This window comes from Brevundimonas vancanneytii, from assembly GCF_901421975.1.
Classification (GTDB): Bacteria; Pseudomonadota; Alphaproteobacteria; order Caulobacterales; family Caulobacteraceae; genus Brevundimonas; species Brevundimonas diminuta.
The window spans coordinates 2,784,821-2,809,948 of record NZ_LR588407.1; the positions used below are offsets into that span (position 1 = coordinate 2,784,821).

Genomic DNA, 25,128 nt, shown 5'->3' on the forward strand with positions numbered 1-25,128 from the left:
TTCACGCGGATGTGAGATTCAGTCGAGGACGACGCCCGTGGTGCGCATGATCTCGGCGCGCAGCTCGGGCAGGCCGAAGCCCTTTTCCGACGAGGTGACGGCGACGTGGGGATAGGCGGCCGGGCGCTTGGAGATGGCCTTCAGCGTCGCCGCCTGGACCTTTTCGGCCTCGCCCTTCTTCAGCTTGTCGGCCTTGGTCAGGACGATCTGATAGGAGACGGCCGACAGGTCCAGTGCGTCCAACGCCTCGTCGTCGACCTTCTTCAGGCCGTGGCGGCTGTCGATCAGCAGATAGACGCGCTTCAGCGTCACCCGGCCGCGCAGATAGTCGCGGCCCAGATCCTGGAACTTCTTGACCGTGGTCTTGGACGCCTTGGCCCAGCCGTAGCCGGGCAGATCGACCAGACGCATCCGCCCGTCCAGATCGAAGAAGTTGACCTCGCGCGTGCGGCCCGGCTCGTTCGAGGCCCTGGCCAGCTTGTGCATGCCGACCAGGCCGTTGATCAGACTGGACTTGCCCACATTGGAGCGGCCGGCGAAGGCGATCTCGGGCAGGTCGGGGGTCGGCAGCTGCTCGATCTTGGCGCAGCCCAGGACGAAGCTGGCCTGGCGCGCGAACAGGACGCGCGCCGCCTCGATCTCGGCGTCGGAATATTCCCCGACCTTGGGCTCGTCAGACGCGTCCAACCGATCAGGCCTTCTTGAAGCGGGCGAGGAAGGCGTCGATCGGGTTCTCGGCCTTGAAGCGATGCATGATCACATACTGCTGGATGATCGACAGCACGTTGTTCCACGCCCAGTAGATCAGCAGGCCGGCTGCGAACGGCGCCATGATGAAGGTGAAGACGATCGGCATCAGGGCGAAGATCTGACGCTGCATCGGATCCTGCGCCGGCGGGTTCATCGCCATCTGCAGCCACATGGTGAAGCCATAGACCAGGGGCAGCACGCCCAGGTGCAGCGGGCCGTTCAGGATGCCGCCCAGGATGGGCAGGGTCGCCGGATCCCATGGAATGGCGCCGAACAGGTTCCAGATCGTCGAAGGGTCGCGCGCCGACAGGTCGCGGATCCAGCCGAAGAAGGGCGCGTGACGCATTTCGATGGTCACGAACAGCACCTTGTACAGGGCGTAGAAGACCGGGATCTGCACCACCATCGGCAGACAGCCCGCCAGCGGATTGATCTTCTCCCGCTGATACAGGGCCATCATCTCCTGCTGCTGCTTCTGCGGTTCGGAGCCGTGCTTCTTCTTGATCTCCTCCATCTTGGGCTGGAGGTTCCGCATCTTCGAGAGGCTCTCGTAGGACTTGTTGGCCAGCGGGAAGAGGATCAGCTTGACCACCACCGTCAGGGCCAGGATGGCCAGGCCGAAGTTGCCCAGGACGCCGTAGAAGAACTCCACCACCGTGAAAATCGGGCGCGTCAGGAACCAGAACATGCCCCAGTCGATGGCGTAGACGAAACGCGGCAGGTTCAGCGACTGCTCATAGGCCTTCAGCACCTCGGCGCGCTTGGCCCCGGCGAACAGACGCTGGGTCTCCTCGATCTGGCGGCCCGGCTGGATGGTGTGGGTGGCGCCCAGCATGGCGGCTTCGTGGATGTTCATCCCCTGGGCGTCGCGCACCGAGAAGCGGCCCTCGATGGTCTCGTCCTGGGTGGGGATCAGGGCCGCCAGCCAGTATTTGTCGGTGATGCCCAGCCAGCCGCCGGTCGATTGGTTCTCGATACGCGGCTTCTTGGCCCAGTCCTTGTACTTGACCTGTTCGGTCGAATAGCCGTCCCCGTCGCCGAAGGTGCCGATGGCGCCTTCGTGCAGGATCATCTGCTTGCCCAGATCGACCGGAACGCCCTGGCGCTCGACGCGGCCGTAGGGTGCGATGGCGATGGCCTGGGTTCCCAGGTTGGCGACCGTATCCTTGACCGTGAACATGTACTGGTCGTCGATCGAGACGACGCGCGTGAAGCGCAGGCCCGAACCGTTGTCCCAGGTCAGTTCGACCGGAGTGGTCGGCGTCAGGGTCGAACCCTTGGTCAGGCGCCAGACGGTGTTGGGGCCGGGCACGCCGCCGGCGACGTTCGGGCCGCTCCAGCCGAACTGGGCGAAATAGGCGTGCTCCATGCCCTGCGGGCGGAACAGCTCGACCGGCGGCGAATTCTTGTCCAGCGTTTCCTTGTAGTTCGTCAGGTACAGGTCGTCGATGCGCGCGCCCTGCAGCGACAGCGAACCCTTCAGGGTCGGGGTCTGGATCGGCACGCGCGCGACCGTGCCCAGGGCCTGGGCGCGATCCTTGATGAAGACGCCCGGCGCGGCGCCCGACGGCGTCAGGCCGGCGTCGGCCGAAGCCTCGCGCGCCTTCTGCTGCTCGGCGGCGACGATCTGCGCCTGGCGGCGGCTCTCGGCCTGCGGGCGCATCACCATGAAGTAGTAGACGCCCATGATCAGGGCCGCGCACACGAAGAAGATGATGGTGTTGCGCGAGTTCTCGTTCTGCATCGGGATCAGCGGTCCTGGTCGGCGGGGCGCGGGTCGGGGGCGGCGCGGGCGGTCGAAACGGCCCGGTCTCCCATATCGGAAGCCGTGCGCGGGGTTGCGAGCCTTGTAAGGGCCGATTTCACATCGTCAAGCAAGCGGTCCCAGTCGCGGTCCGCCGTGCCCATGCGGGCGATGAACACATAGTCACATCCCGCCCGCCCGTGCAGGGGCGTCAGCAGGCGCGCAGCTTCGCGTAGACGGCGCTTGGCGCGGTTGCGCACGACGGCGCCGCCGATCTTGCGGGTGGCGGTGAATCCCAGGCGCACCGTCGGGTCGCCGTCGGCGCGATCCAGTTGCTGGACCACCACGGCGCCGCGAGCCTGAGAAACGCCTTTGGCGGCCGCCAGAAACTGGGGCCGCCTCAACAGGCGATCGATTTTCATCAGATCGGTCATGCGCCCGCCCTGAAGGGTAATGGGCGCGTGACGTCAGGCCGTCAGGCGCTTGCGGCCCTTGGCGCGGCGACGCGCGACAATCTTTTGACCGTTCTTGGTGGCCATCCGAGAACGGAAGCCGTGACGGCGCTTGCGCACGAGTCGCGACGGCTGATAGGTCCGCTTCACGGTCGGCTCCGGGTTACTGGGGTTGGCGACAGACACAAGCGTCAGCCGCGAGAGAGGCGGGCGTATAAGCGGCGACAGGACGAGAGTCAACGCCGAAGCCGCTTTCCCGCAATTCCGGCAGGGGCGCGCAGCGCAAGGAAATCCGCTAAGGATGCCGGAACGAAGAAGACGGAGCGCGGCTTGGACCGGGTCAAAAGATTTCTGCCCCTGGCCGTGTTGCTGGCCGCTGTCGCCCTGATCTTCGGCATGGGCTGGAATCGCTATCTGTCGCTGGACACCCTGCGTGAGCACGGAACGGCGCTGGAGGCCCTGACCGCCCAGCGCTACCTGCTGATGCTGGGCGCCCTGATGCTGATCTTCAGCCTGCTGACGGCCAGCGTGGTGCCCGGCGTGGTCTTCATCACCGTGACGGCGGGCTATCTGTTCGGGCCGTGGGTCGGCGGCGTCGCCACCGCCTTCGCCGCCACCGTCGGCGCCCTGGCCGTCTATTATGTGGGGCGCACCGCCCTGGGCGATTCCCTGCGCCGCCGCGCCGCCGCCGATACGGGCCTGTTGAACAAGGTCTGCGCCGGGGTGGACAAGAACACCTTCTGGTATGTGCTGGTCGCGCGGCTGGTGGTCACCGTGCCCTTCCACATGATCAATGTGGCGGCGGGCGTGATGGCGGCGCCGCTGCGCCCCTATGTCATCGCCACCTTCATCGGCCTTTTGCCCGCCCACACCATCTATTGCTGGATCGGCGACAGCCTGCACGACGTTCTGATCACGGACCCGAATCCTGACATTCGGAGCCTGTTCGCGGAATTCTTCTGGCCTCTGATGGGAGTCGCCTTCCTGTCCATGCTGCTGCCCCTGCTGCTCAAGCTGGCCCAGAAGCTGCGTGCGCGCCCCCGCATGGAGGCGTCATGACGGAACGCGAGGCCCTTCCGACGGAGCTTCAAACGCCCCTGGCCCCGGCGACGACGGCCAGACCGCCTGCGACATCACCCGCCCCATGGCGCGTCCTGCGCCAACGGCTGCAGCCCCGCGCGCCCGACGGCCTGTCCAGCCGCTTGCTGCTGCTGACCGTCGCCTTCACCCTGGCGGTCGCCGCCCTGATCATCGTGCCCAGCGCCGCCTCCTTCCAGGAGCGGTGGCTGATGGACCGGCTGCAGGCGGCTGAGCTGGCCTCGGTCGGGGTCGAGGCCCTGCCCTATTCCGCCGTCGAGGACTCCACCGCCGAACAGCTGCTGAGCATCGGCGGGGTGCAGTCGGTCGTCATCGGCGAACAGGGGGTGCGGCGACTGCTGCTGCAAGCCCCCAACCTGCCGCGCGCGCCCGAACTGATCGACCTGCGCCAGCGCAACGTAGGGGCGCGGCTGCTGGACCCGTGGAAGACCCTGTTCGGCCACCCCGACCGTTCGCTGCGGGTGCAGGCGGCGCCGCGCTATCGCTCGGGCGATCTGGTCGAGATCCTGGCCCCGGCCCAGCCGCTGAAGAAGGAGCTGGAGGGCTTTCTGGTCAACAGCCTGATGATGTCGCTGCTGATCGCGGCCGGTGGCCGGCGGCCTGCTCTACGCCTCCCTGTCGATGCTGGTGCTGCAGCCCCTGCGCCGCGTCACCCGCTCGATTGAACGCTTCGCCGCCAATCCGGAAAGCCCGGCCGAAACGCCCTCGGACCGTCAGGACGAGATCGGCCGGGTCGAACGCGAACTGGCCCGGATGCAGGAGGAGGTGCGCCAGTCCCTGCGCTCGCGCGCGCGCCTGGCGGCGCTGGGCGAGGCGGTGGCCAAGATCAATCACGACCTACGCAACATGCTGACCTCGGCCCAGATGGCGTCCGAGCGGCTGTCGACCTCGTCCGACCCCCTGGTGGCGACCGCCCTGCCCCGTCTGGAGCGGGCGCTGGACCGAGCCTCGACCCTGGCGCGCAACGTCCTGGCCTACGGCAAGACCGAGGAGCCGGCGCCCCAGCTTCAGAAGATGCTGCTGGCCCGCGCGGTGGCCGCCGCCGCCGAGGACGCGGGGCTGGAGCCGGATGGCGTGCGGCTGGTGCGCGACCTGCCCGCCCGCTTCACCGTCAACGCCGACCCGGACCAGCTTCACCGCATCTTGGTCAATCTGATGCGCAACGCCCGCCAGGCCATCGAGACCGCGCCCCAGAGCAAGGACAAGAGCGGCAAGGGCGCCATCACCGTCAGCGCCGAGACCCGCGGCGGCATGGCCGCCGTCACCGTGCGCGACGACGGCCCCGGCATTCCGCCGCGCCTGGCCAATCGCCTGTTCGAGCCCTTCGTCAGCGGCGGCGGGGCCGACGGCACGGGCCTGGGCCTGACCATTTCACGCGAGCTGGCGGCCAACCACGGCGGCGCCCTGACGCTGCTGGACACCGGACCGCAGGGCACGCGTTTCGAGCTTCTGTTGCCGCTCTAGGGCGCCGGACGGCAGCCTTACGCCGTCCCGGACGTTGTTTCCTTTGAACGCCGAAAGCGCCAAGCTTGCGGTCCTTCGTATTCCTCCCGCCAGGAGCGCTCCATGACCCGCCCCCCGTCCTCGCAAACCCGCCCCGCCCGTCCCCTGGCGGCGCTGATGCTGACCACGACCCTGGCCTTCTCGCTGGCGGCCGGCTCCGCCTACGCTCAGGGCCAGAGCCAGACCCGCCCGCAACCGGCGCCGAAAGATCCCGTGGCCGAAATGCTGCTGTCCAAGGGCGAGCGTTATCATCGCGCGCCGGATTCGGCCCAGGATCCCGACGAGCTGCGCCAAACCCAGGCCCTGAACGCCGAGATCGTGGCCCAGAACGACCTGGCCGAGAATGAAGACCGCGCCAATCAGGCCGCTCAGGCCGAGGCCCAGCGGCGCTGGCAAGCCGAAGTGGAGCAGACGGAGGCGCAGGCGCGGGCCGATCGCGAACGGCATGAGGCGGATCTGCGCGCCGCCGACGAGGCCCAGGCCCGCTATGAGCGCGACATGGCCGACTGGCGGGCCACCGCCGCCGCCTGTCAGCGCGGCGACACGGCGCGCTGCAACGCGGGCCGCAAGACGCCGAACTGAGGCTTCAGACAAGGAAAGGGCGCCGCCGACCTCGCGTCGGGGCGCCCTTTTCTCGCTTGAGATCAGGCCGGATCAGGCCCCGACGGATTCCGTGCGGCGCTTCATCATGTTGTCGAAGCTGTCCCAGACGCCGTCGGCGCCGTGCCAGGCGCCTTGCGTCGCCGCCTTGGAGTATTCGGTGGCGCGCGCCTCGAAGAAGTTGGCGTGCTCGACGCCCGACAGCAGGGCCTGCAGCCACGGCAGCGGATTCTCGGTCACGCCGTAGACTTCCGGCAGATGCAGCTGACGCAGGCGCCAGTCGGCGATGAAGCGGATGTAGGCCTTGATGTCGTCCGGCGTCATGCCGTTCACCGGGCCCATTTCGAAGGCCAGGTCGATGAACTTGTCCTCCATCTCGATCACCGTCTTGCAGCAGTCGACGATGTCGTCGGCCACGGCCTTGGTGACGGCGCCCGTCTCCTTGTTGAAGGCGTGGTACAGCTTGATGATGCCTTCGCAGTGCAGGCTCTCGTCGCGCACCGACCAGGACACGATCTGTCCCATGCCCTTCATCTTGGACTGGCGCGGGAAGTTCATCAGCATGGCGAAGCTAGCGAACAGCTGCAGCCCTTCCGAGAAGCCTCCGAACATGGCCAGGGTCCGGCAGATGTCGGCGTCGCTGTCGACCCCGAACTGGCCCATGTAGTCGTGCTTGTCCTTCATGGCCTCGTATTCCATGAAGGCGCCGAACTCGCTCTCGGGCATGCCGATGGTCTCGAGCAGCAGGGCGTAGGCCGCGATATGGATGGTCTCCATATTGGCGAAGGCGGCCAGCATCATCTTCACTTCGGTCGGTTTGAACACCCGGCCGTAGCGCTCCATGTAGTTGTCCTGCACCTCGATGTCCGCCTGGGTGAAGAAGCGGAAGATCTGGGTCAGCAGGTTACGCTCGCCGTCGTTCAGATTGGCGGCCCAGTCCTTGACGTCCTCGCCCATCGGGACTTCTTCAGGCATCCAGTGGACCTGCTGCTGCTTCTTCCACATGTCGAAGGCCCACGGATAGCGGAAGGGCTTGTAGGCGGCCGAGGGGGTCAGCAGACCGGGCGTGCCGGGACGAATGATCGTGGCGGGAGCGTTCATCGAAGAAGACCTGGGGCGAATCCGGAAGAAGTGCGTTTCACCATGCGTCCGCCGGCGCGCGGGGACAAGGGAAGATGCGCACATCTAGCGATCACTTTTCAACCGACCGCTAGATATGGTGTTTCCGTGACAGGAAATTGGGGAGGAAGATGGGGATGGTTTTCACGCTCTACGGCGCCGCCGGGTCCGGCTCGGTCCCGGTCGAGGCGACGCTGCGGCTGATCGGGCAGGACTATCGCGTCATCGAGGCCCCGACGTGGGAGGGAGAAGCCGAACGGCGCAAGGTGGCGTCCGTCAATCCGATGCGGCAGATTCCGGCCCTGGTCACGCCGGGCGGCGAGGTCATCACCGAAAGCGCCGCCATCCTGATCTGGTTGGCCGATTCCCACCCGCAGGCCCGGCTGTCGCCCGCGCTGGACGATCCGCGCCGGGCGCAGTTCCTGCGCTGGATGAGCTTCATCCCCGCCGCCGTCTATTCGATGTTCTGGGTGCGGGACGAGCCGTCTCGCCTGGCCGGAGACGATCCGCAAGCCCAGGCTGAAATCCAGCGCCGCACCATCGAACGCATCGCCGACTGCTGGCGGATGATGGACGCCCAGATCACGCCCGGCCGCTTCCTGCTCGGCGAAGAGATGACGGTGCTGGACCTCTATGTCGCCGTCGCAAGCCGCTGGACGCCTCGGCGTCGCCGCTTTTACGCCGAAGCGCCCGGCATGGCCGAGATCGTTCGCCGCGTGGACGCCCTGCCTGAGCTTCAATCCTTCTGGGCCGAGCGGTTCCCGTTGGACGAGGGCTGGGAGGGTTAGGCCGCAAGACGCGCGTGCGCCGCACGGAACGCCTGGTCCACGGCGGCGTAGAGCCGTTCATGGGTGATCGGCTTGGCCAGATGGCCGTCCATGCCCGCCCCGAAGCAACGTACGGCGTCCTCAGGCATGGCGTCAGCCGTCACCGCCAGAACCGCCGCCGAGGACGAGGCCGAGCCGCCGCTGCGAATGATCTGCGTCGCCTCCAGCCCGTTCAGGCGCGGCATGCGCACATCCATGAGGATCAGGTCGAACGCCTCGGCCGAGGCCTGCTCGACGGCCTGGAGGCCATCCGCCGCATCGACCACCCGACAGCCGGCCGCCTCCATCATGATCCGCAACACCAGGCGGTTGGTCGGATGGTCGTCCACCACCAGAACGCGAGTGACCTGCCCGTCGGATCGCGCAGGCGCAGGCGTCGCGACCTCCGCCGCGCCGACGCCCTCGACCGCCCCCTCGCCCAGGCGCACGGTCAGGATGAAAACCGAACCCCGATCGGACGTTTCGCCCAGAATCACGTCGCCCCCCATGGCGCGGGCGTGTCGACGCGCGGCGGGCAGGCCCAGCCCCGCCCCCCCGTGCCGCCGGTTCAGGGAATCGTCGCCCAGTTGGAACAGGTCGAACAGCGCCGGCTCCAGGTCCGGTGCGATTCCCGGCCCCGTGTCCCGCACCGTCAGGGTCAGGCTTTCGGCGTCCAGTCGAGCCTCCAGCTCGATCCGGCCTCTCTCGGTGAACTTGACCGCATTGGTCAGAAGATGCCTTAGGGCCGAAGCCAGCCGACGCGGATCACCCATGCGCAGGGCCGTGTCCGGTGCGTCCAGCTTCAGCTCGAACGCCACCCCCTTGGCGCGGGCGGCGACCGCCGCCGAGGCGCAAAGGTCGCGAATCAGGCCTGTCGCATCGAAGGGTTCGACCTGCACCGCATCATCCCCGGCCGAGGCGTCCAGAACATCCTCGACCAGTCGCAGCATCTCCTCCCCTGCCTGGCGAACCGCCTCGATGTAGGTCTGTGCCTCCTCCGGCAGGTCGTCGCGCTGAGACAACAGGTCGGCGTAGCCGCTGACGCCGTTCAGCGGGGTGCGCATCTCATGGCTCATAACGGCCAGGAACCGCGCCTTGGCGGCGGCGGCGGCCTCTGCCCGGCGCCGCTGCTTCAAGGCCAGGGCGGTGCGTCGCGCCAACCGCGCGACGCTGGCGCGACGTTCCGCCATCAGGGCGCTGAGCGGCAAGGAGGTCAAGACCAACACCATCAGGAAGACATGGTACAGCGGCATCTGTCGCAGCCGCAGGGGCAGGTGGGCCAAGGCCGCGACGTCCGCCACCGGCGCGGCGGCGATGGGACCGTACCCCTCCAGCGTCAAAATGCAGCTGATCCCGACAGACACCAGGATCGTCGCGGCCATCCACGGCGGCGACAGGCGATAGGCCGCCAGCATCAGCGGCGGAAAGATGAGAAACAGCAGCGAGCTCGGCTGGCTGAAGACCCAGAAGACCATCGCCGCCGTCAGCCCCGCCATGCCCAGCACAAGCCAGGGGGCGGTCGCCTCATTGCGGAACCTGGGGGCCCGCGCCAGGAACAGCAGGTTGGGCGTGACGATCAGCAGGCCCAGCGCCTCCATCATGAACAGGTGCGTCCAGAGGAAAGCCGTCAGTTCCGGCGCATAGTCGCGCAGCCACGCCGCCAGCAGACAGGACAGGGTGGTGGTCAGGAATACCGCCGGCGCGACGGCGCCCAAGGCGAAGCAAAGAAACCGTCGCGGGCGCCGCAGATCGAGCGCCGCACCGCAAAATCGACGCGCCAAAACGCCCGCGATCAAAACCTGACCCAAGTTCAGCAGGGGGTTCAGCCAGACGAAGGGCTGGGCGTCGCCTCTCAATGCCGTGCTGACCAGATTCAACCCGAAACAGACCAGCAAGGTCGCCGCCGCCTTGCGCCGAGGAAGCAGCAGATAGGCCGCCAAAAGCACGCCGTTGGCGGGCCAGATGATCACGGCGTTATAGGTCGACGCGTTCCAATGTCCGATTAGCAGACACAGGACGAATAGAATGACATAGGCCGCCGCCGGAGGGCCGGCCTCGCGGCCGGCCGCATGACGAAACATCCGCCAGTGCGCCTGCATTCCCGTCTTCACCCTCCCCGGTTCGTCGCCAGCTTCTCCCGGAAGAAGTTAAGGAAATCTCCCCCGAGGCGCGTCAGAGCAGGCCCATCGCCTTCGCCTCACGCTCCAGCCCCTCGCGGAATTCGGGCGCGGCCAGGCTGATCAGGGCGCGGGCGCGGGCGTCGTCGGTCAGCCCCTTCAGATTGACCGCCCCATGCTCGGTGACGACATAGTGAATGTCGTTGCGCGGGGTCGTCGCCGGGCCGTCCAGACGCGCCACGATGCGCGAGGCCGTCCCTTTGGCCGCCGTGGAGTGGCAGGCGATGATCGACTTTCCGCCCTCGGACGCCGCCGCGCCGCGCACGAAGTCCAGCTGGCCGCCCGACGCCGTGTACTGCCGCCCGTTCAGGTATTCCGAGCAGCAGGCGCCGAACAGGTCGATCTGCAAGGTCGCGTTGACCGAGATCATCTTCGCATTGCGGGCGATGACCGCCGGGTCGTTCACATAGTCGACAGGGCGGGCCTCGAAGGCCGGGTTCTCGTGCAGGAACTCATAGGTCGAGCGGTTCCCCATCGAGAAGGTGAAGACCGTCTTGCCGGGGTGCAGAGTCTTACGCGCATTGGTGACGACGCCCGCCTTCATCAGTTCGACCAGGCCGGGCGTCAGCATCTCGGTGTGGATGCCGAGGTCGCGATGGTCGTGAAGCGCCGCGCACACCGCGTCCGGCAGGGCGCCGATGCCCATCTGCAGCGTCGAGCCGTCCTCGACCATGCCGGCGATCAAGGCCCCGATGGCCAGATCCTGCGGCTGCTGCGGCGCCTTGCCCGCCTCCAGCAAGGGGGCCGAATGCTCGACCAGGGCCGCAACCTGCGAAACATGGACGCGGCAATCGCCGAACACGCGCGGCATGTGCGGATTGACCTCCAGGATCACCCGTTCGGCGCTCTTGGAGACAGCCAGGGCGTAGTCGGTGTTGGTCCCCAGGCTGAAATAGCCCTCGGCGTCCATCGACGAGACCGTCGCCAGCAGGGTGTCGACGCCGATTTCGCGCGTCAGCACGCGCGGCGTCTGCTGGAAGCCGGTCGGCACGAACCAGACGGCGCGGCGGCCCTCTTCGATCCCGCGCGCTTCCAGCTTCCGCTCGATAGCGCCGTGGAACAGGCTGTGCGGGCGGATGCGGTCAGTCAGCTCGAAGCGCATCACCGTCTCGCCCGCGATGGCGGTGGACAGCAGGTAGTAGAGGTTGACGTCCCACACCTGCCGCGCCTCGGCCCGATCGGCCAGGGCCTTCAGCAAGGCGGGCGGCTGGCCGACGCCCAGGGCCATGGCGACCTTGGCGCCCGACGGGATCAGGGCGGCCGCCGCCTGAGGCGTCGTCAGGCGTTCGGCGTAGAGGGCGGCGAAATCGGTCATGGGAAACTCCTGAAGCGTCGTCCTTGAGGGCGTCCGTCGCTTGCGTGGCGACGGCTTCTGATCGCCTTTATCCGACAGCCGCGCGCCTTCGCGGCGCTAGACCTTGGTCTAAAAAACCATACGCCTAGGGCGCGTCCTGCAGGGGCGCGTCGTGCAGGCGCTGGCGCCGCTCGGCGGCGTAGGCGATCAGCCACAGGGCCATCGACCAGGCGGCGCCCACGCTCCACCCCGCGAACACGTCCGACGCCCAGTGCGCGCCCAGATAGATGCGCGTCAGCCCGATCAGCAGGGCGATCGCCACCGCGCAGCCCAGAACATAGGCCTTCAGCCGCTTGCGTGGAAAAGCGCGCGTCAGCATGACCCCCAGCGTCAGATAGAAGACGGTCGACAGCAGGGCGTGGCCCGAGGGGAAGCTGGCGTTCAGCGTCTCCACCGCCTGATAGATTTCGGGCGGCCGTTCGCGCTCGAACAGGGCTTTCAGGCCTTCGCTCAGGGCCACCCCGCCCGCCAGGCCGACGACCAGCATCAGCGCCGACAGCCGCTTGCCCATGATCAGCAGGAAGCCGATGGCGATGACGGCGAACAGGGTCAGCACCGATATGCCGCCGAGCGAGGTCAGATCCGCCGCCGCCTCGTGCAGCCACCACGGCCCCCAGGGGCGCCCCGGATCATCGGCGAAGGGCCGCACCGCCGCCAACACCGCATGGTCAAAGGCCTGGCCGTCGGCTTCCTGAATGTCGTCGGCCACCTCGATGAAGATCAACACCCCCAGGGCGACCACCAGCATGGCGGCCACGGCGGCGATCTCCGTGCGGGCGACGCGCAGGGCGCGGGTCAGGAAGGCGGTGGGATGCGGGGCCATGGGGCGCTAACGGCCAAGCTGTTGCGGTGTTCCCTGTCAGCCCTCGCAGAAATCGACGACGGTTCGGTGAAAAATGTGATCCCGCATTTCCTGAGTCATTTCCACAGGGTGTGATCAGCCGCCCACCGATTCGTCAGAAAAGCTCCCGTCAAGAGCTTTACCTGCGGTTAGGGATATGCACCCATATATCTAGCCGAACACCGGCAAGCAGCCACTAGATGTAGTGTCTCAAACCGGTACGGCCTTCTAATCGCATTTGTTCGGGACAGGGACGAAAATGGCTGGCGGCGAAGCGTTGCAGACGACGGAATTCTCTACGGTTTCCTCGGCGTCGCCCGAGACCAAGCCGGAGCTGACGGTGGTGAACGGCCTGAAACTGGACCGCACGCGCGACGCCCTGCTGACCGAATTCGGCAAGAAGACGCTGGAAGACCGCTACCTGCTGGCGGGCGAAAGCTATCAGGACATGTTCGCCCGCGTGGCCACGGCCTACGCCGACGACGCGGACCACGCCCAGCGCGTCTATGACTATATGTCCAAGCTGTGGTTCATGCCGGCGACGCCGGTGCTGTCGAACGGCGGCGCGGATCGCGGCCTGCCGATCTCCTGCTTCCTGAACTCGGTCAACGACAGCCTGGACGGCATCCAGAACGTCTGGAACGAAAACGTCTCCCTGGCCTCGAACGGCGGCGGCATCGGCACCTATTGGGGCGGCGTCCGCTCCATCGGCGAGAAGGTCAAGGGCGCGGGTCAGACCTCGGGCATCATCCCCTTCATCCGCGTGATGGATTCGCTGACCCTGGCGATTTCGCAGGGCTCGCTGCGTCGCGGCTCGGCCGCCGTCTACCTGGACATCCACCACCCGGAAATCGAAGAGTTCCTTGAGATCCGCAAGCCGTCGGGCGACTTCAACCGCCGCTCGCTGAACCTGCACCACGGCATCAACATCACCGACGCCTTCATGGAGGCGGTCCGCGACGGCAAGCCGTTCGACCTGATCTCGCCCAAGAACGGCGAGGCCCGCAAAACCGTCGACGCTCGCAACCTGTGGACCAAGATCCTGGAGATCCGGATGCAGACGGGCGAGCCCTATCTGATCTTCTCGGACACGGTGAACCGGCAGATGCCGCAGCACCAGAAGGATCTGGGCCTGTCGGTCAAGCAGTCCAACCTGTGCTCTGAAATCATGCTGCACACGGGCCTCGACCATAAGGGCGTCGAGCGCACCGCCGTCTGCTGCCTGTCGTCGGTCAACGCCGAGACCTTCCTGGAGTGGCGCGAAGAGCCCCGCTTCATCGAGGACATCATGCGCTTCCTCGACAATGTGCTCGAGGACTTCATCACCCGCGCCCCATCGTCGATGGCCGCCGCCGTCTATTCGGCCCAGCGCGAGCGTTCGGTGGGTCTGGGCCTGATGGGCTTCCACTCCTTCCTGCAGTCGCAGGGCGTGGCCTTTGAATCGGCCATGGCCAAGAGCTGGAACATGCGCCTGTTCAAGCACCTGCGCCGCGAGGCCGACAAGGCCAGCCGCACCCTGGCCGAGGAAAAGGGCCCCTGCCCCGACGCCGCCGATCGCGGCGTGATGGAGCGGTTCAGCCACAAGCTGGCCATCGCCCCCACCGCCTCGATCTCGATCATCTGCGGGGGTACGTCGGCGGGCATCGAGCCGATCCCGGCCAACATCTACACCCACAAGACCCTGTCGGGCTCCTTCGCGGTCAAGAACCCCTATCTGCAGGATCTGCTGGGCGAGAAGGGCATCGACACCGAGGCTGTCTGGTCTTCGATCCTCGAGAACGAAGGCTCGGTCCAGCACCTGGACGCCCTCAGCGACGACGAGAAGGCCATCTATAAGACCGCCTTCGAACTGGATCAGCGCTGGGTCATCGAACTGGCCGCCGACCGCACCGGCGACATCTGCCAGGCGCAGTCGCTGAACCTGTTCATCCCCGGCGACGTCAACAAGTGGGATCTGCACATGCTGCACTGGTCGGCGTGGGAGCGGGGCCTGAAGTCCCTCTACTATCTGCGCTCCAAGTCGGTGCAGCGCGCCGCCTTCGCCGGCGCCGAGGACAAGAAGGAAGAAGAGATCGATCCGAACCAGCCGGACCTCTTCTCCATCGCCCGCACCGACTATGACGAGTGCCTGGCCTGCCAGTAAGGCAAGCCTTCACACTCAACGCCATCGCCTTTGAGCCGCCCGGGGAACCCTCTCCGGGCGGTTTCGTTCGTCATAAAGGAATGTGGCGTAAAAGAGTCCGTTGCGGTTCCCCGGCGTTCGTGCACAGTGGAAGCGTTAACGGATCGGGAGGCACCGTTGATGCGTCGGATGGCATGGGCAGGATGGATGATCGCGGCGGTCGCCCCGACGACCGTTTTCGCCATGCCGCAGACCGTTGTGGAAGGCCCCATCGCCGCGCGCGGCGGCGACGCCATCCGGTTCGAGGACGCCGTCGCCCGGCTGGACAGCCGCCTGCCCTTCACCGCCAAACCTGACGCCGCCTTCGGCGCCCCGGTGCAGTTCAGCGACGTCGCCCGACTGAGCGCCGATCAGGGCGAACTGCGCCAGGAAGCCTGGTTCGCCGGTGACGGCTTCACCGACCGACTGCGGATCACCACGACCGGGGAACTGCGCCGCGCCGACGGCTCGCCCGCGCCGCCGCGCGCCCTCGACCCCGTCGCCTTCTCGGGCGAGAGCTATGACGTCACCTATACGCGCGGCTGGACCGCCGCCAAGGGCCGCACGGCCTCGGGCCTGGAGGTGTCGCTGACGCCCCACGCCGGCTTCGGCGTCGGCAGCGACGGCCCCTCGGCCGAGGCGGGAGCCACCCTGCGCATCGGCGAGAACCTGGACCGCCTGGCCCCCAACGGCGATGAGGCCTTCGGCGAGCGGCCGCGCTGGTATCTGTACGCGGCCGGGTCCAAGCGGGCGGTCGGCTACAACTTCGCCCGCACCCGCGACGGCGACTTCGCCCGGTCCGGGGTCAGCCAGGACGCCGGAACCTACCTGGGCGACGCCTCCATCGGCGTGGCCTATCGCCGGGGCTCAGTGCAGAGCTCCTTCGGCGTCGTCTATCGCGAGATCGAGGCCAAGGGCCTGCGCGGCTATCAGGGCATCAGAACCGATGTGTCGGAAGGCCTGGTGGCCTTCCAACTGACGATCCGCCCGCCGCGCTAGGCGGCCTCGCGCCCCTTACTGCGTCCGCGCCACGCCCTCACGGCGGCTGTCGGCCGCCCCGTCCCAGCGCCCGTTCCGCCACAGTCCGCCATGCAGGCCCGAAGTCTCGGTCGTATTGGGCCGCAGCTCGACGCCCCGCTCCGCCATGCCGTCACGCACCGCCTCGGGGAAGCCTTCGGTGTCGGCGCCGAAGCCGTCGCCCTTGGCCACCAGATTCGGCAGGTCGAAGGCCTGCTGCAGCGGCAGCCCCCAGGCCAGGGCGCCGATCAGGGCCTTGGCGTTATAGGCCAGGATAGACGATCCGCCGGGCGAGCCCAGCAGGCCGATCAGACGTCCTTCGCGATTCAGGATCAGGGCCGGCGACATGGACGAGCGCGGCCGCTTGCCCGCCGCCACGGCGTTGGCCGCAGGCGTGCCGTCCGACGCCGTCGGCACCATGGAAAAGTCGGTCAGCTGATTGTTCAGGAAGAAGCCGCCCGCCATCCGGCCCGAACCGAACAGGCTCTCGACCGTGGTGGTCATGCTGACGGCGTCGCCCTTCGCATCGACGACGACCAGGTGCGAGGTGCCCGCCGGTTCGCGCGTGGCGTCCGCGCCGACGTTCGGCGCCCCCGCCGGCACGCCATAGGGCGCCGCGCCGCGCAGAGCCGGCGCCAGGGCCGCCCGCTCAGCGACATAGGCCGGGTCCAGCAGGCCTGCGACCGGCACGGAGACGAAGGCCGGATCGCCGAAATAGCGGTCGCGGTCGGCGTACATCAGCCGTTGCAGTTGGCCGAAGGCGGCCCAAGCCTCGGGGCTGTCCGGCCCCTTGTCGATGTCCGGCGTCTGCTCGGCCATGGCCAGCAGCTCCAGGATGGAGGCGCCGCTGGACGGCGGCGGCGGCACGCAGATGGTGTAGATCTTATAGGAACCGCACACGGCCTCGCGCACCACAGGGCGATAGCCGGCGATGTCGGCGGCCGTCAGGGCGCCGGGTCGCGGGCCTTCGTTGACCGCCGCGACGATGGCCTCGGCCAGCGGGCCCTGCTGCAGGGCGGCCGCGCCCTCGCGCGCGATGCGGCGCACCGTCTCGGCGTAGGCCGGATTGCGCAAGGTCTCGCCCGCCTGATAGCGCGCGCCGTCCGGCTTGGTGAAATACTCGGTCGCCCAGCGCGTCTTCGCCTGGGGGGCATCGCCGTTGATCATGCCGGCCAGACGCGGGCTGACGACGAAACCGTCCTGCGCCAGTTTCTCGGCGTCGCCGAACAGGTCGGACCAGGCCAGGGCGCCGTGCTGCTGCTGAGCCAGGGCCAGCATGGGCACCACGCCCGGCGCCCCGGTCGAGCGTCCGCTCAACACCGCATCGACAAAGGCCAGCGGCTTGCCGTTCTCATAGAAGAGCTCAGGCGTGGCGGAGGCGGGGGCCGTCTCACGTCCGTCATAGACGGTGATCGCGCCGCTTCCGGCGTCATAGAACATCATAAAGGCGCCGCCGCCCAAACCCGAGGACTGCGGCTCGGTCAGACCCAGCACCGCCTGGATCGCCACCGCCGCGTCCACGGCCGAACCGCCGCGCGCCAGCACCTTCATCCCCGCCTCGACCGCCAGAGGGTTGGCCGCCGACACGAACGGCCCCCTGGCGACGGAGGCTTGCGCCGCCGCAGGCGCCTCAGCCGAAACCGGCGCCGCCTCGGCCTGAACCCCTTCCGCCGTCGTCGCGCATCCCGTCAGCAACAGGGCCGCAAGCGCCGTCCCGGCCGCGAGAGAGGAAATCCTGCGCGCAGGGCGCAGATGGGAGAAGGAAAAGGCGCGCACTCAAGCACTCCGGGACATTACAGGGAGGCTTTATGCCTAGGCCCGCAGGCCTCCGAGGCCAACCCCGCATTTTCTCAAGATTTTCTGAGAAAACCTGCTTGCCAGCACGAAAGCGACCCGCTAGATACCCGGCCCTGCCCGCAAGGCGGTGCGCACCCGTAGCTCAGCTGGATAGAGCACCAGACTACGAATCTGGGGGTCAGGAGTTCGAATCTCTTCGGGTGCGCCATCTCTCCCACCATCGTTGAAAACGCTGCGGAATTACCGTCCGCACAACCGTTTTCGCACGATGCCCCCACAAAGCGTCTACACAATCCGACTGACTGTCAGGAGCTAAACTCTTCTGATCGTTGGGTTAATCGTGACAAGGGCGTCTACACAAAGCGTCTACACATTGTTCGAACGCATCTCGTTCTGAAGCGCGGTAGGATTCACTATCGGCGGCGTGTGCCTGACGCCCTTCAAGGCATCATCGGGAAGCAAGAAATCTGGAGATCGTTGGGGACGGACAGCCCAACGGCAGCCAAGCGTCGCGCTTGAGAGATAGATTATTAGTCTCGGTCTTTAGCGACCCTCGCTACGAAACGAGAGCCTGTCCAGATGGCCACTTCTTGGTCACGGGACAATCGCGCAGCGCACCCGTGGCTCGTGCGATGGCGGCTTCGTCAGATGGCAGTGTTGCCGGGCTGAAATGACGCCCATTCGCCGACGAGGGCAGCGTGTAGAACGTGTATCCGTCCATCCTGAACCCAAGCCTCTCCCTCAAGAAGCAGCCCGGCAAAGATAAAGGGTTGAGGGGGGTCAAGCCTAATCCACTGGCCGGGCTGGGCCGGTCTCGCACGACGACCGAGCCTCGCTATTAAACTCACATTTCACATCAATAGGCGAGGACCAAAAACCGTGGTTCTCGGAGGTAGGTCAGGGTGTCGGCGGCGTTGCGCGAGCTACTCCGTTGTGGTGCCGTCGAAATGCTCTTCGCTGGCCTCAGCTTCCCCTTTAGTGGAGCGCACGATTCCGTCCTTGTGATCGGGGGGGCCGTAGACAGTGTAGAGTTTCAGCTTTTTGTCGCCGGTATTGATTACGTTGTGGCGGGCACCCGCTGGCACGACAATCGCGTCATCCGCTTTGATCTTCGTCCGCTGGTTATCGATCCACACTTCTCCCTCGCCCTTTTCGATGCGGAAGAACTGGTCGTGGTCGTCGTGAACTTCTTCGCCGATTTCCTCGCCGGGTCGCAAAGCCATCAGCACCAGTTGAAGGTGCTTGCCTGTGTAGAGCACCCTGCGGAAATCCTTGTTCTCGACCGTCAACCGGTCAATGTCATCGACAAAACCCCTCATCACGCTCTCCTCTATTGCGTTATGGTGACGCTACGATTTTCGATGGTGGAAACCATTGATATGCATCAATCGTAACATCATCGTTACCAGACAGGCGGCGGTGTGCTTCATTGTTCATAAAGGTGCGATAAATCGAGGCCCGTATATCGAACACGGTCGATAGCCTCCTTCAGCGTGGCGATGCGATAGCCGCTCCCATAGGCATCGGAAACCGACGCGGCCCCGCTCGCCGTCGTCCACCCGCCGAGCGCGAGTGCGATGTCTCGGTCGATGCGCGCCTCCCGTAGGGCGTCGCGAAAGCCGTGGCGGAAGCTGTGAAAGCAGGTCTTTGGTGAGTCTGCTCCGGCTTTAGCGACGAAGCGACGAAACCACGCCGAGAAGGTCGAAGACCGATAGCCGGTGGCCCCCATCGGGACTTCACCGAACAGCTTGGTTTCACTGACGTGCCTCTGAGTTTTCATCCAGCGGCGACCAGAGTCCTTGGGTTAGTTACGCCTCGCAGCGTGGGTTGAGCAACAGGCCGAGCCGCGCAGCTTTCATACTGCGCAGCGGGTCGGCCTGTTGCGGTCAGACTGGCGGCAAAGGCCTCCGGGGTGAGGTAGCCGATCGACGAGTGCGGCCGGCGGGTATTGTAGTCCAGCGCCCAGGCAGCGACCTTCTGGCGGGCGTGATCCAGACTAAAGAACAGGCTCTCGTTGAGCAGTTCGTCGCGCATCCGGCCGTTGAAGGATTCCACAAACCCGTTCTGGGTCGGCTTGCCGGGCGCGATGTAGTGCCAGTCGACGCCATGATCCTGCGCCCAGGCCAGGATGGCCGTGGACGTGAATTCCGTGCCGTTGTCGCTGACGATCATGGCGGGACGGCCCCGTCGAGCGATCAGCGCTGTCAGCTCGCGCGCGACGCGGCGTCCCGAGATCGAGGTGTCGGGGATCGCCGCCAGGCACTCGCGGGTGACGTCGTCGACCACGTTGAGAATGCGGAAGCGGCGGCCCGTGGCGAACTGGTCGTGCACAAAGTCCAGCGACCAGCGGGCGTTCGGCCTTGCCTCGATCAGGATCGGCGCCCGCGTGCCGATGGCTCGACGACGGGAGCGGCGCTTGCGCACCGTCAGACCTTCCTCGCGGTAGAGCCGGTAGATCCGGTTCTTGCCCGAAGGCTCGCCTTCACGTCGCAGCAGCACGAACAGCCGGCGATAGCCGAACCGTCGCCGCTCGACAGCCAGGGCGCGCAGCCGCTCCCGCAGCGCCGTGTCTGGCGGGCGGCAAGAGCGATAGCGCACCGATTTGCGGTCGGCCTTGATGATGGAGCAGGCCCGCCGCTCGCTGACGCCGAACGTCGCCTTCACATGGGCGACGGCCTGGCGCATCGCCGCGGGCCCTACCACTTTTTTGAGAGCAGATCGTTCAGCGCCGCCTTGTCGAGCATGGCGTCGGCCAGCAGGCGCTTCAGCTTTCCGTTCTCATCTTCCAGGGCCCGGAGGCGTTGGGCGTCCGACACGCTCATCCCGCCGAACTTGGCCTTCCAGGCGTAGATCGTGCCCTCAGACACGCCGTGCTTGCGCGCCAGCTCGCCCGCTTTCGCGCCGGCCTCGTTCTCCCGCAGGATCCCGATGATCTGCTCTTCCGTGAATCTCGCTCGTTTCATTCCGTCCGTCCTTTCAAGGGGCGGACTCTAGCTCCGCGTGGAGGAAATTCTCAGGGGCACGTCAGCTTTCAGGGGAGCCGCCGAAAGCGTGGGCCTTGATGTTGAGTGGGATGAACAGTTGCCCATCGTTCGGCTTCCCGACACGTCGCAATATCGAGATCATGCGATCTATCCCTGAGGATAAATACCGGAAACGAAAGCGACCGGTATGGATATCTACCACCACTTCCACGAACGCGGACTAACCGACTCCCATCGACATTTCAGCAGCGCGTGGCTTGGCCGCGCTGAGAATTACCTCTGCCTCCGAGGAAGTCGCGGCCCTTCGAGCGATGCCCTCATCGACCTGTTCCAGACGCTCTGGCGCGAATGCCGGTTCATGCTCGCACTCCGGGTCGGTTGGGCAGTGTTATGGCTGGAGAAGGGGGCACGGCGATGAACGACGATGACCTCCTATTCCCGGTTGACGATCTTGAACGCTGGAAGCGCCACCAACTTCCAAAAGACTGGTTGGCGAACCGCCAGAACCTGCTCCTCGAACGTCTTCGGCGTTTAGCGGCGGAAGCCGAGGGCGCCTCGGGCTGCTCCGCGTCAACGCCGAAACCCGCTACTCTTCCCCGCAGATAGCGACGTATTCTTCGGACCCCTCGCCAGCCATCTCCAGTCCGTCGAGCTTCGGATCACCCATGCTGCCCACATGGGTCTCGCCATCGAGGCCCACCTCTTCCGACATGCCGAAGCATCCGTGGCGTTCGTCTTCAGACAGTAGGTTGATTACGGTCGGCGTTCCGGGTTCGACCCTGACCGTGTAGCCTTGCGCTTCGGCCAGTTCGATCACCTCTGCGAGGGTCATCGGTTCGACGCTGATGTGTCCGGTAGCCATATTGTTCTCCAGTGCGAGTTGGGGGTGATCAGCATCCGACTGCGAGGTCGGAGCGATGGTCGTCTGACGCGCCAGCAGATTATCGCGGCCACGTCGAAGGGAGTGGGCGAGCGAAGTCGGCTACGCCGCCAGATTGGCTGGCTCGAAGCGACTGTGGATGTCAGCAAGGCTTCGAGCCGCCCGTTCCATTGGCGTCGCAGTAAGTCGCCGCTTTGTCATGGCGCAGTAGTCGGCAGATTGGTCGATGCCGACAAAACGTCGTCCTTCCATCAGCGCGGCGACTCCAGTCGATCCAGAGCCGCAGAATGGATCAAGGACCGTTTTGGCTTTCGTTGCTGCGATGATCATGCGCGGCAGTTCGACCGGGAACGGGGCCGGATGAGGATTGTCGCGATCCGGCAGAAGCTTGATGACATCCTTCAAGCCGTGCTTGTCGCGAAACCGGAACTTCGGCTTGGCAAACACATAGATCACTTCGTGCGACGGGGTGGCGAAAGCCGAGTTGAAGTTCATGCCGGAACCACGATCCCACACGATGATCTGGCGAAGCGGAAGGCCGGGATTCAGATCGTGGGGCGTCCGCAGAACGCCTTTTTGAACCCGGTTCTTGTGCTGGTAGAAAATGGCCCCGTCCTCGGGGATTAGTCGCCAGCACTCGCGCAGAAACTCTTTCTGCCACTCGACGTAATCGGCGTAAGGCATCGCGTCGTTGTGACCGTCGTAGCCATCGCGAAGCTTGGCGCGTCGCCAATTTCCATTCTTCGTCGGGAAGCCGCCCTGTCCTTCGCCGAGGTTGTAGGGCGGGCTGGTCACGATGATGTCCACGGAGCCGTCCGCCATCTCTTTCATCTCGGTCAGGCTGTCGCCATTGATGACCGTCGCTCCGGTCACGTCACTGGAGGGGATTTCGCGCCCGATGTCGTCATTCGCGGGCGACGTCATTCCAGCACCTTCAAAATCGTCACGCGCCGCCGAGGCCGCATCCAGCAGCAGGACCGGCATGACCGCTTCGATGCGTTGCTTCGCGATTTCAAAGAACTCGGGATCGCGTTCGATGCCGATGAACTTGCGCCCGGCAGCCACCGCCGCGCAGCCGGTCGTTCCGCTTCCCATCGTGTTGTCGAGCACGACGTCGCCGGGATTTGAGTAAGTGCGGACGATCCAATCGAACAGTTCGACAGGCTTTTGGGTCGGGTGAATGCCCTTGCTGACCGAAGGAAAGCGCAAGACCGAGCGGGGGTAGTTGGTGTGCGTCTGACGACGGTCGGAATCGGAACGGTAGGGGTGAGTTTGGTAGAGGGCCGATCCCATGCCGCCGTTGCGGCTCATGCGAGGTTCGGCGAGTTCGACCAGTCCCTGCGGGTTGTAGGTCATCGGATTGGAAGCGCGATTGCCAATGCCGCCCTTCGAGAACACGAGAACGTCCTCATGCTGCATCAGAACCTGCGACTTCGCGTGGACGAAGCGGCTGGCGCGCGTCTTCTCCCAGACCAAGGAGTGTTTGTAGAGGTCGGGTGCCGCCATCATCAGCTTGGCGGAAAACAGACCAGCCGAAGTCAGGACGATGGTCCCGGTCGGCTTCAAAATGCGACGATACTCGGCCCACAGAGCAGCCATCGGAATGATCTCATCCCAAGCCGCTCGCGTGCAGCCATACGGAAGATCGGCCGCAATCAGGTCCACCGACTGGTCGGCGATTTCACCCATGCGGGCGAGGCTTTCGCCGAGCAACAGACGAACGGCATCTTCTTGCAGGCCCAGACGCTTCTCGATGATCGGCCAGTAGGTCGGTTCCCGTTCGATCAGAACCGCAGAACGGCCGTGTTCGACAGCCGCCGCACCCGTCGTTCCCGAGCCGCCGAACGGGTCGAGCACGACATCTCCGGGGTTCGAGCAGGCCAGCACGATGCGCTCGATCATGGCTTGCGGGAACGGGCACGGATGGCTGGTGCGCTCCTTGGCGGTGCCGTGAACCTGCGTGAAGGCCCAGATGTCAGCGGGGTTGGCACCCGCCGGGTTGTTGCGCTTGTCAGCCGACGTCGAAGGACGACGCACATCGTCGAGATTGAAGGTGGGGGTGATCGTCTTCGGACGACCGCGCCCGCCCTTCAACACACCGGGCTTCACCAGATAGAGCCAGCGTTCCGAGCGAGTGGAGAAGCGTTGGGTCGTGTTCTGCTGGGCGCGGCGGTCCCAGACGATCTCCTGAACGAAGGTTAAGCCGGTGCCCGCGATCAGGGGAAACAGATAATAGGTGATGGGCACACGGCTGTTCGGCCCGGCCTTATGCATGCCGACGTTGATCCACATCGCGCCGCCGGGTTTCAGCATACGAGCCGCCGCCGTGATCCATCGGCGCGAGAACTCGATGTAGTCCTCGATGCTCGCGAACGTGTCGCCATAGGGCATGCCGATGTTCAGATAGGGCGGCGACGTCACGACCAGATCGACCGACCCGGCGACCATGGAGTCCATGAAGGCGACGCACTCACCCTTCACCAGTCGCGCGGTCGGCGCGGCGGGCGGCGGCGTGGTAATGGGCAGGTTGTCGTTGGCGGCCGGAGCCTTCTGAACTTCAGCGACCTTCTGGCGGCGGATGACCATGTGTTTGTGACGTCCTCATCGGTTGGTGATGAGAGCGTTGTGATGTCTGGCGCCATTGCGGTCGAGGACGGGGAAATGATGTCCGAAGGACGGATTTTCACTTAAGCTTCCGAGTTCTCACATTGGCTTCCGAGTTCTCACTCGGGGCCGCTCCGAAACCTGATCGAAAGCTTCAGGGTGCGAGGTTGGACGAATGTCCGACGCCGCTTCCCCCTATCGTTCGATCACTAAATCCGCGCTCGCTGCGTTGCTCGGCATCCCCGAGAACCAGCTTCGCACTCGGGCAGAAGCGGCCGCCGGATCTCGATGTCAGTCAGGGATATCTTGCCAATCTGGCTATGCCGGATTCCGAGGGCATCGGCAGTGGCCCGGCCTACTACCGATCTACGACCAGCCCCACAGGCGGAACGGCTTGGTATCCAACATCGGAAGTCGAAGCCTTTGGGAGACATCGCGCTGCACCGATCAAGCGGAGCTATGATCGCAAATCGGGTCAGCAGGATTGGACCAAGCTCCAAGACGATGTGGAACGCCTCCCTGTCCACACAGTGGTCTCGATGATCGAGGAGTGGCGGGACAGCGAACTCTACCGACGTGCCCAAGCCATCCTCTACGACCCTAATCCGATGGCGGGACGACCAGCTTATGAAGAAGAATGCAGACTGTTCGGGGCGGCGCAGAAAGGCGGCCGCGTCGAGGCGTTTGCTGCCATCGCTGCTTCAGAAGATGCGGCCGCCCAGCGAAAGGCAATCTTCGAGAGCCTCGACGACCAGACGAATGCCGTAGAGGCCCACCTTCTCGCGCTGACGGCTTCGCGAGGTTTATCCGTCTCATCGGGCCCATCCATCCTTCTTTGTTCTGACGACGATGTTCGAACGGGCATGGGGCGAGGTTCTGGAGGCCGAAACACGCTGGCGGAACTTCGACTACACGGGAATGCCCAAGCACAGGCCGAGCACCACCAACGAGATCACGATCTCCGTAAGTGTGAAAAAGTGATCGACCTGCTGATCCTCGTTGGAACATGACCTCCAACGGTGTCCCGCCCACCTTTCCTTACTTATAACCGTCGAGAACTGGCGGCGGCCATATCTTTCGACGTGGTGAGAGAGGCATCTGAAAGGAGCGGAGCGACCTCTTTGTCTTCCAGCCGAACTTCCCCCGTTAACGGACTTGCTAATAGAGGTCTTATTAGGAGAGCCGATAAAGGGGGAAAACTTCTCTCTTCCCCTGTGCCCAAGGGTGCCGCCGCCAGATCG

Annotated in this window: 23 protein-coding genes and 1 tRNA gene; 10 read left to right on the forward strand and 14 right to left on the reverse strand. The window is 65.5% G+C overall.

The window, feature by feature from the left end:
- Positions 1 to 18: 18 nt before the first annotated feature.
- From yihA to rpmH, 4 genes are read right to left on the reverse strand one after another with little or no spacing between them, the layout of a single operon-like run.
- Positions 19 to 687 carry a ribosome biogenesis GTP-binding protein YihA/YsxC gene (yihA, locus tag FGL25_RS13785; RefSeq protein WP_003163997.1) on the reverse strand — a complete coding sequence of 223 codons (669 nt, stop codon included), beginning with the start codon at positions 685 to 687 and terminating at the stop codon, positions 19 to 21.
- 4 nt (positions 688 to 691) lie between these two features.
- A complete protein-coding gene (yidC, locus tag FGL25_RS13790) occupies positions 692 to 2,494 on the reverse strand; it encodes a membrane protein insertase YidC (RefSeq protein WP_138142017.1) in 1,803 nt (600 codons plus the stop codon).
- Between the two features lie 5 nt (positions 2,495 to 2,499).
- Positions 2,500 to 2,928 (reverse strand): ribonuclease P protein component, encoded by a 429-nt coding sequence (rnpA, locus tag FGL25_RS13795; protein ID WP_040344591.1) that lies wholly within the window; start codon positions 2,926 to 2,928, stop codon positions 2,500 to 2,502.
- A gap of 33 nt (positions 2,929 to 2,961) precedes the next feature.
- Positions 2,962 to 3,096 (reverse strand): 50S ribosomal protein L34, encoded by a 135-nt coding sequence (rpmH, locus tag FGL25_RS13800; RefSeq protein WP_003164000.1) that lies wholly within the window; start codon positions 3,094 to 3,096, stop codon positions 2,962 to 2,964.
- Positions 3,097 to 3,276: 180 nt separating this feature from the next.
- Between rpmH and FGL25_RS13805 the strand changes: the two genes are divergently transcribed.
- From FGL25_RS13805 to FGL25_RS13815, 4 genes are all read left to right on the forward strand, one after another.
- Positions 3,277 to 4,005 (forward strand): TVP38/TMEM64 family protein, encoded by a 729-nt coding sequence (locus tag FGL25_RS13805; protein ID WP_128719426.1) that lies wholly within the window; start codon positions 3,277 to 3,279, stop codon positions 4,003 to 4,005.
- Entirely contained in the window at positions 4,002 to 4,709 is a 708-nt protein-coding gene (locus FGL25_RS17695; RefSeq protein WP_252970194.1) for a hypothetical protein, read from the forward strand. Before FGL25_RS13805 ends, FGL25_RS17695 begins: the two co-directional genes overlap by 4 nt.
- Positions 4,633 to 5,508, forward strand: a complete 876-nt coding sequence (locus tag FGL25_RS17700) for a sensor histidine kinase (protein WP_252970195.1) — start codon at positions 4,633 to 4,635, stop codon at positions 5,506 to 5,508. The genes FGL25_RS17695 and FGL25_RS17700 overlap by 77 nt, the downstream gene beginning before the upstream one ends.
- A gap of 102 nt (positions 5,509 to 5,610) precedes the next feature.
- Positions 5,611 to 6,129 carry a cell wall hydrolase gene (locus FGL25_RS13815; RefSeq protein WP_174924796.1) on the forward strand — a complete coding sequence of 173 codons (519 nt, stop codon included), beginning with the start codon at positions 5,611 to 5,613 and terminating at the stop codon, positions 6,127 to 6,129.
- A gap of 72 nt (positions 6,130 to 6,201) precedes the next feature.
- Here the strand turns inward: FGL25_RS13815 and FGL25_RS13820 are convergent, their stop codons facing one another.
- Positions 6,202 to 7,248: a ribonucleotide-diphosphate reductase subunit beta gene (locus FGL25_RS13820; protein WP_003164004.1), complete on the reverse strand. Its 1,047-nt coding sequence runs from the start codon at positions 7,246 to 7,248 to the stop codon at positions 6,202 to 6,204.
- 149 nt (positions 7,249 to 7,397) lie between these two features.
- On the opposite strand from FGL25_RS13820, the gene FGL25_RS13825 reads away from it, so the two are divergent.
- Entirely contained in the window at positions 7,398 to 8,054 is a 657-nt protein-coding gene (locus FGL25_RS13825; protein ID WP_138142018.1) for a glutathione S-transferase family protein, read from the forward strand.
- On the opposite strand, the gene FGL25_RS13830 is transcribed toward FGL25_RS13825, so the two are convergent.
- The 3 genes from FGL25_RS13830 to FGL25_RS13840 form a co-directional block, all read right to left on the reverse strand.
- A complete protein-coding gene (locus tag FGL25_RS13830) occupies positions 8,051 to 10,171 on the reverse strand; it encodes a hybrid sensor histidine kinase/response regulator (protein WP_138142019.1) in 2,121 nt (706 codons plus the stop codon). The genes FGL25_RS13825 and FGL25_RS13830 overlap by 4 nt on opposite strands.
- A 73-nt stretch (positions 10,172 to 10,244) precedes the next feature.
- Positions 10,245 to 11,564: an acetyl-CoA hydrolase/transferase family protein gene (locus tag FGL25_RS13835; protein WP_138142020.1), complete on the reverse strand. Its 1,320-nt coding sequence runs from the start codon at positions 11,562 to 11,564 to the stop codon at positions 10,245 to 10,247.
- Between the two features lie 124 nt (positions 11,565 to 11,688).
- Positions 11,689 to 12,426 (reverse strand): phosphatase PAP2 family protein, encoded by a 738-nt coding sequence (locus FGL25_RS13840; protein ID WP_003164007.1) that lies wholly within the window; start codon positions 12,424 to 12,426, stop codon positions 11,689 to 11,691.
- Between the two features lie 277 nt (positions 12,427 to 12,703).
- On the opposite strand from FGL25_RS13840, the gene FGL25_RS13845 reads away from it, so the two are divergent.
- Both FGL25_RS13845 and FGL25_RS13850 read left to right on the forward strand, forming a co-directional pair.
- Positions 12,704 to 14,587: a ribonucleoside-diphosphate reductase subunit alpha gene (locus tag FGL25_RS13845; RefSeq protein WP_138142021.1), complete on the forward strand. Its 1,884-nt coding sequence runs from the start codon at positions 12,704 to 12,706 to the stop codon at positions 14,585 to 14,587.
- 159 nt (positions 14,588 to 14,746) lie between these two features.
- Positions 14,747 to 15,604 carry a lipid A-modifier LpxR family protein gene (locus FGL25_RS13850; protein WP_252970196.1) on the forward strand — a complete coding sequence of 286 codons (858 nt, stop codon included), beginning with the start codon at positions 14,747 to 14,749 and terminating at the stop codon, positions 15,602 to 15,604.
- Positions 15,605 to 15,619: 15 nt separating this feature from the next.
- On the opposite strand, the gene FGL25_RS13855 is transcribed toward FGL25_RS13850, so the two are convergent.
- Positions 15,620 to 17,398: a gamma-glutamyltransferase family protein gene (locus tag FGL25_RS13855; RefSeq protein WP_138142022.1), complete on the reverse strand. Its 1,779-nt coding sequence runs from the start codon at positions 17,396 to 17,398 to the stop codon at positions 15,620 to 15,622.
- Positions 17,399 to 17,550: 152 nt separating this feature from the next.
- Here FGL25_RS13855 and FGL25_RS13860 point away from each other — a divergent pair.
- Together FGL25_RS13860 and FGL25_RS18020 are read left to right on the forward strand one after the other, a co-directional pair.
- Positions 17,551 to 17,627 (forward strand) — tRNA-Arg (locus FGL25_RS13860).
- A 185-nt stretch (positions 17,628 to 17,812) separates the two neighbouring features.
- Positions 17,813 to 17,938 (forward strand): DUF6538 domain-containing protein, encoded by a 126-nt coding sequence (locus FGL25_RS18020; protein WP_354702825.1) that lies wholly within the window; start codon positions 17,813 to 17,815, stop codon positions 17,936 to 17,938.
- A gap of 404 nt (positions 17,939 to 18,342) precedes the next feature.
- Here the strand turns inward: FGL25_RS18020 and FGL25_RS13865 are convergent, their stop codons facing one another.
- From FGL25_RS13865 to FGL25_RS17030, 5 genes are all read right to left on the reverse strand, one after another.
- A complete protein-coding gene (locus FGL25_RS13865) occupies positions 18,343 to 18,738 on the reverse strand; it encodes a cupin domain-containing protein (protein WP_138142023.1) in 396 nt (131 codons plus the stop codon).
- Between the two features lie 107 nt (positions 18,739 to 18,845).
- Complete coding sequence (locus FGL25_RS13870) at positions 18,846 to 19,199, reverse strand: tyrosine-type recombinase/integrase (protein ID WP_138142024.1); 354 nt, start codon at positions 19,197 to 19,199, stop codon at positions 18,846 to 18,848.
- A protein-coding gene (locus FGL25_RS13875; protein WP_138142025.1) for an IS3 family transposase occupies positions 19,196 to 20,382 on the reverse strand; the annotation gives its coding sequence in 2 pieces (ribosomal slippage) (positions 19,196 to 20,121 and positions 20,121 to 20,382; 1,188 coding nt in all). The genes FGL25_RS13870 and FGL25_RS13875 overlap by 4 nt, the downstream gene beginning before the upstream one ends.
- Positions 20,383 to 20,989: 607 nt before the next feature.
- Positions 20,990 to 21,265 (reverse strand): hypothetical protein, encoded by a 276-nt coding sequence (locus FGL25_RS13885; protein ID WP_138142027.1) that lies wholly within the window; start codon positions 21,263 to 21,265, stop codon positions 20,990 to 20,992.
- Between the two features lie 120 nt (positions 21,266 to 21,385).
- Positions 21,386 to 23,869, reverse strand: coding sequence for a DNA-methyltransferase (locus FGL25_RS17030; RefSeq protein ID WP_197733852.1), 2,484 nt, complete (start codon positions 23,867 to 23,869; stop codon positions 21,386 to 21,388).
- Between the two features lie 185 nt (positions 23,870 to 24,054).
- On the opposite strand from FGL25_RS17030, the gene FGL25_RS13905 reads away from it, so the two are divergent.
- The gene (locus FGL25_RS13905) at positions 24,055 to 24,897 is read left to right on the forward strand and encodes a hypothetical protein (RefSeq protein WP_138142028.1); all 843 of its coding nucleotides are present in this window, start codon (positions 24,055 to 24,057) and stop codon (positions 24,895 to 24,897) included.
- The last annotated feature ends 231 nt before the right edge of the window (positions 24,898 to 25,128 follow it).